Below are 6,000 nucleotides of genomic sequence, written 5' to 3'. Positions count from 1 at the left end.
CGCCGCTCGAGTACCCCGAAGGGCCTTTCCGCTCGACTTGCATGTGTTAAGCACGCCGCCAGCGTTCGTCCTGAGCCAGGATCAAACTCTCCAAACAATGTCTTCGAGTTTTTCCTGGCCAACATTCAACATGAATGTCAACCAAAGGAATCCATCCCCCGCATCCGAAGACACGGTAAGACGGGGTTGTGCATCATGCACTGGCTTTTAGCACACTGTTGAGTTCTCAAGAAACGGACGCGACCACCATCACCTCAGACTCGAAACCGAGCCATCCGCTCCGGGGCGTTATTCGCTTCGTTCTTCTTTTCTTTCGCTATTCTTTCAGGCCGCCCGATCCGTGTCAAACCGTCCCATTTCGGAACACTTGACCCGAACCCCGCAACCCCGAAGGAATCGCAGCCGCCCCGTCTCCGGGGCAACCCCTCTAACTTACCAGATCCATGTCCGCTTCGCGAACCAATGACCGGAAACTGATCGTTTGAGGAGGCTTGTCGAGTTTAGCCCACGCAATCCCATGCCTGAACCGCCAAGCGGAAGGAGAGGGAGAGCGCCGGGCTGCGCCGACTCGAGAAGACTAGCAGTCTCTCCGGAGTGATCGAGACGCATTCCGTCACTCCTGGATGCCGGGATTCGCCCAAGGGATCGGTGGCCGGACGGCCGCTCCGGCAACCCCCGGCACACCTCTAGCGATATCCGGGGAAAACGTGCAGCTCAGCGAGGACAACCAGATCCGCTTCTCAAGCATCTAAGTAGCACTACGGCGACGTGGCCGGCACGGGGTGGGGACGGGGAGAGCGGCATCAGCGATGAGGTCCGCAGCGCAACCTGTTGTCAAGCCGTCCGCAATCGCCATGCCTTACGAATGCAGAGTGGGAGTCCTTGTTTGGCGCCATCCCGGCCGCCCGGGCTCTCGCCGGTGGAGGTAGCCAACATGACGCGGTCGGAGTTCGACGACATCCGGGCACACATCGGGGCCGGAGCCCAGCACGCGGCTGACCTGCTGGAAATCGCGAGCGAGCTGCTCGACGACCTTGAGCAGGCTCGGGTGCGCGAGGCGACCCTGCGCTCCTACTACCTCAGCCTGCTGACGGCCGCGCGTGCGACCGTAGCCGCGTCGAACGCGGGGGATCCCGCTCCGATGACGTTCCTCTTGCACGAACTCGCCAAGCACGGGCAGCTGCCGGCCGACGACGCCGAGGCACAGCGGATCCTGTCCGACGCGAAGACGGCTCAGTCGCTGATCCCCCGCATCGACGACGAGCCGCCCGCGCGTCGACCGAGGCCGGGCAGCCGGGCCAGGAGTTGCGTCGGCTTGAGTCGCACTCTGCCGCGGTGATCCGTGGGGTCGCACCACCGACAGAGCCGAAGATCGAGAAAGACGAAGGCCCTGGCCACCGGTTTCCCGGTGACCAGGGCCTTCGATCAGTAGCGGGGACAGGATTTGAACCTGCGACCTCTGGGTTATGAGCCCAGCGAGCTACCGAACTGCTCCACCCCGCGTCGGTGTGTGGTTACACAGTACCGTTGCGCGAAGACGAGGGCAAATCAAATGACTCATCCGCGTCCCGTAAACAACGATCGGCTGCTCAGACCATGCGTGATATCCGGGCAAAGTCGCTGTCTCGATCGAACTCTTCGCCAGTCCCCGGGTTTCCGCCCGGCGACGCGTTCATAAACGGCAGAAGGCCCTGGCCACCGATTTCCCGGTGTCCAGGGCCTTCGATCAGTAGCGGGGACAGGATTTGAACCTGCGACCTCTGGGTTATGAGCCCAGCGAGCTACCGAACTGCTCCACCCCGCGTCGACACTTAGAACATTACCCGCGACGCGAGATGGAGGCAAATCGGCCCGCCGTTACGGGCTCGCCGGAGCCCCCATCGCGGCCGCCGACGCGGATGCCGAGGGCGAGGCGGACGGAGCCGGCGCGGCCCCGCTCGGCGTGGGCGACGGCGTGGCGGCGGGCTTGTCCCGCTGCAGCTCAGCGAGCTCCTTCAACGCGTCGCTGAGCCGCTTCTGCGCCTCGCCGTACTTGCCCCAGTCGGGCGGGTTCCCGTTCAGCGCCTTCTGCGCCTCGTCGTAGGCGGCCTGGGCCTTCTCGATCACCCCGGTCAGGCCGGGATCGACCGTGGACTTGTCCCCCGGCCTGTCCCCCGGCTTGTCCCCGGGTTTGTTCTCGGACTTGGCCGGTTGCTCCGCGGTGCCGAACACCTGGTTCAGGGCTTCCTGGAGGGTGTCGGCGGAGCCCACCCTGTTGCCGAACATCACCAGCACCCGCCGCAGGATCGGGTACGGCTCCTGACCCGCCCCCGCCGCGGTCTGCACGTACACGGGCTCGATGTAGACGAGGCCGCCACCGAACGGCAGGGTGAGCAGGTTGCCGTAGATGATCTGCGCCTTGCCCAGACCCAGGATGTTGAGCTCGCCGGAGAACTTGTTGGTGAAGACGTTCTGCACCTGCCCCGGGCCCATGATCGTGGTGTTCGCCGTCATCCGGAGGATGCGCAGCTTGCCGTAGCCGTCCCCGGCGGTGGCGTCCACGGCCATGAACGCGGCGAGGTTCGGGTTCTGCCGCGGCACGAAGGTCGTGGTCAGCGAGAACGACGACTTCTCGGCGCCCGGCATCTTGACCGACAGGTAGTACGGCGGCTGCCTGACGTTCTTCTCGCCCGAGGACGGGTCGTCGGGGACGTTCCAGAAGTCCTGGCCGCCGTAGAACGACTGCGCGTCGGTGATGTGGTAGCGGGAGAGCACGTCACGCTGGACCTTGAACAGGTCCTCGGGGTAGCGCAGGTGCTGCTGCAGCTCGGGGTCGATCGAGTCCTTGGGCTTGATGATCCCCGGGAAGGCCTTCTCCCAGGACTTGAGGAGCGGGTCCTGGGTGTCCCACTCGTAGAGCGTCACGGAGCCGTCGTACGCGTCGACGACGGCCTTGACGGAGTTCCGGATGTAGTTGATCTGGTCGAGCGGCTGCGGCGCCCCGAGGCCCGGGTTGGTCGAGGTGTCCCGGATCATGTCCGAGAAGCTCTTGCTCTGCGAGAACGGGTACTCGTTCGCGGTCGTGTACGCGTCGACGATCCAGACCACCCGCCCGTTGACGATCGCGGGGTACGGGTCGGAGTCGAGGTTGAGGAACGGCGCCACCTTGGCGACGCGCTGGATCGGCGTCCGGTCGTAGATGATGCGGGACCGGTCGTCGATGTCGCCCGACAGCAGCATGTTGATCTCGCCGTACTTGGCGGCGTAGAGCAGCCGGTTGAAGAACGAGCCGACCGGGACGCCTCCCTTGCCGGCGTAGGAGGTGTTCTCCTGGTAGGAGGTGTTCTCCTGACCGGCCTTGCCGTCGATGGGGTAGTCGAGCTCCAGCGCCTTCTTGCCGCCGACGATGGCGTAGTCGTCGGTCTTCTCGCCGAAGTAGATGCGCGGTTCCTCCAGGCCCGCGCTCGGGACGAGCGAGCCGGAGACCGGCATGTCCTTGGCGTCGAAGTTCGGCAGGCCCTCGCTGTCCACCTCGCTTCCGGGAGCGGCGACGAAGCCGTACCCGTGGGTGTAGACGAGGTGGCGGTTGATCCAGTTGTCGCGCTCGGACGGCGGGCCGGTCATCTCGCGGACCGCGACCACGTGGTCGCGCACGACGCCGTCGGCGTCCTTGTACCGGTCGACGTCCAACTGCTCGGGGAAGTCGTAGAAACCGCGGATGCGCTGCTTCTGCTGGAAGGTCTTGGAGACCAGCGTGGGGTCGAGGAGCCGCACGCCCGAGACGGTCTCGTCGGCCGACATCCCCTTCTGCGGGGTCGCCTGCGCGTCGTACGTCTCGACCTTGGCTTCGGCCACGCCGTACGCGTCCCGGGTCGCGTGGATATTCCGCGAGATGGCCGTCTGCTCCTTGCCCTGCTGGTTGGGCCGGACCTGGAACTGCTCGACCAGGAGGGGGTAGACGCTGCCGATGAGGATGGCCGACAGGACCATGAGCCCGAAGGCCGCCCCCGGCCACATGCCGCCCGGCCGGATGACCCCCGCGAAGAAGATCAGCGCGCAGATCAGCGCGATGACGGCCAGGATGCCCTTCGCCGGGAGCACCGCGTTGACGTCGGTGTAGGACGCGCCGTGCACGATGCCGCGGCTGGAGAACACCAGGTCATAGCGGTCGAGCCAGTACGCGATGGCCTTGAGCAGGACGAAGACGCCGAGCAGCGCCGAAAGGTGGACCCGCGCGGCGCGGGAGGCGTGCACCCCGCCCGGCGACTGGATCCGGAACCCGCCGTAGAGGTAGTGCACGATCGCCGCGATGACGATCGACAGGACGACCGCCGTGAAGAGGAAGTTCAGCACCGTCCGGAGGAAGGGGACGGTGAACATGAAGAACGACACGTCTTGATGGAACAGATCGTCCTTCTTGCCGAACGGCGTGGCGTTCACGAAGAGCAGCCACGTCTTCCACTGGCCGGCCGTGGAGGAGCCCGTGAACAGCCCCAGGACGCCCAGTCCGACGAAGAAGAAGAGCTTGCGGTGCGGGTCGACGGCGAGGCGGTAGCGGTCGGCCCCCTGCGGCGAGCCGAACATGCCGGGGCCGAACATCGGGCGCATCCGGTGCGCCAGCACCGTGTTGCCGCCGACGATCCCGACCATGAGCGCGGCACCCACCACGAACAGCAGGATCTGCGTCAGCAGCATGGTCGAGAACACCGACGAGAAGTCGACCGACTTGTACCACAGGAAGTCGGTGAATATCGCAGTGAAAATGAAGAACAACACCACGATCGCCGCGAGAGCGATCACAACGGGAACGAGCAGTCGTGGCCGGCGGGGCAAACGCATCGCCCGACCACCGGCTCCGGGGCTCCGGAAGCTCAACGCCAACCCCTTGTCTCAGAGCAACGGTCGTGCCTGGCAACCTACACCGCGATGCGCCCGGCCGTGATTTCAGTTTCTCGTGCATGCCGGGACATCACCCGTGCCGGTGCGCAACGCGTCGATCGCCTTGATGGCGCCGTCGAGGGTCTCGACCTTGACCAGGCGCAGCCCGTCGGGCACCGCACGCACGGCCTGCGCGCAGTTGCGCGCCGGAGTGAGGAAGATCGTGGCGCCCGCGTTCCTCGCCCCCACCATCTTCTGCTCGATGCCGCCGATCGGCCCGACCTGGCCGTCAACGGAGATGGTCCCCGTGCCCGCGATGGACCTGCCGCCGGTGAGAGAACCGGGGGTCAGCTTGTCGTAGATGCCCAGCGAGAACATCAGGCCCGCGCTCGGGCCGCCGATGTCGCCGACGCTGATGTCGACCTTGACGGAGGGCTTGTACCTCATGCCCATGGTCACCCCGACCCTGGCCTTGCCGTCGTCGCCCGCGACGGTGCCGAGCACGACGTCGGTGGAGGCGCCCTTCCGGTTCACCGCGAGCCGGACCTGCTCGCCCGGCTTGACCTTCCGCACCGACGTGGCCACGGAGTTCTGGTCGGAGACGGGCGCGCCGTCCACCGCGGTGATCTCGTCGCCCTCCTGCAGCTTGCCATCCGCGGGCAGCCCCTTCTCCACCCCGGCGACGTAGACGACCTCGGGGACGGGGATCTTCAGCGCGTGCATCGCCGCGATCGTCGCGGCCTCCTGGGATGTGGTCATCTCCAGGGTGTTCTGCCGCTCGACCTCCTTGGCGGACGTCTTCTTCGGGAAGATGGTCTCCTCCGGGACGACCGCGATGGTCGAATCGATCCAGCCGCGCAGCGCGGTGAGCAGGTCGATGTGGTTGTTCGGCCCGCCCTGGTACGCGACGGTCACCATGCTCAGTTTGCCGTCGGTGGGATAGGTGGTGTGCCCCGAGATCGTGATCACGGGTTTGCCCTTGACCTCGCCGATCGTGTTCTCCGTCGGCCCCGGGCTCAGCACGACGTACGGCACGGGCAGCCACGCCGCGGCGACCGCGAGGATCACCGTGAGGAAACCCGCCACCAGCAAGGTGAGAGCGCGTCGGGACATGGTCGCACTCTATGCGCTGCGGACGACGGC

The 6,000-nt window shown here is 66.0% G+C and carries 3 protein-coding genes, 2 tRNA genes and 1 rRNA gene; 1 reads left to right on the top strand and 5 read right to left on the bottom strand.

Translation table 11 applies throughout. The features are described from left to right. Positions 1-97, bottom strand: a 16S ribosomal RNA gene (locus QSK17_RS09410); the annotation flags it as partial. Positions 98-934: 837 nt separating this feature from the next. On the opposite strand from QSK17_RS09410, the gene QSK17_RS09405 reads away from it, so the two are divergent. Beyond that, positions 935-1,339, top strand: coding sequence for a hypothetical protein (locus QSK17_RS09405; protein WP_285704156.1), 405 nt, complete (start codon positions 935-937; stop codon positions 1,337-1,339). Positions 1,340-1,429: 90 nt separating this feature from the next. Here QSK17_RS09405 and QSK17_RS09400 read toward each other — a convergent pair. The 4 genes from QSK17_RS09400 to QSK17_RS09385 form a co-directional block, all read right to left on the bottom strand. Further along, a tRNA-Met gene (locus tag QSK17_RS09400) sits at positions 1,430-1,503 on the bottom strand. Between the two features lie 227 nt (positions 1,504-1,730). Then, positions 1,731-1,804, bottom strand: a tRNA-Met gene (locus tag QSK17_RS09395). A gap of 53 nt (positions 1,805-1,857) precedes the next feature. Further along, positions 1,858-4,818 carry a UPF0182 family membrane protein gene (locus QSK17_RS09390; protein WP_285704155.1) on the bottom strand — a complete coding sequence of 987 codons (2,961 nt, stop codon included), beginning with the start codon at positions 4,816-4,818 and terminating at the stop codon, positions 1,858-1,860. A gap of 105 nt (positions 4,819-4,923) precedes the next feature. Next, positions 4,924-5,970 (bottom strand): YlbL family protein, encoded by a 1,047-nt coding sequence (locus tag QSK17_RS09385; protein ID WP_285704154.1) that lies wholly within the window; start codon positions 5,968-5,970, stop codon positions 4,924-4,926. Positions 5,971-6,000 lie beyond the last annotated feature (30 nt).

This window comes from Microtetraspora sp. NBRC 16547 (assembly GCF_030268965.1).
Taxonomy (GTDB): domain Bacteria; phylum Actinomycetota; class Actinomycetes; order Streptosporangiales; family Streptosporangiaceae; genus Microtetraspora.
Note: the sequence above shows the minus strand (reverse complement) of the source record. Positions and strands in the feature narration are given on the sequence as shown.

What these genes read in the sequence shown, in the direction of transcription:
- QSK17_RS09405 (WP_285704156.1), top strand. Translation starts at nt 935, where the DNA reads ATGACGCGGTCGGAGTTCGACGACATCCGGGCACACATCGGGGCCGGA.
- QSK17_RS09390 (WP_285704155.1), bottom strand. Translation starts at nt 4,818, where the DNA reads ATGCGTTTGCCCCGCCGGCCACGACTGCTCGTTCCCGTTGTGATCGCT.
- QSK17_RS09385 (WP_285704154.1), bottom strand. Translation starts at nt 5,970, where the DNA reads ATGTCCCGACGCGCTCTCACCTTGCTGGTGGCGGGTTTCCTCACGGTG.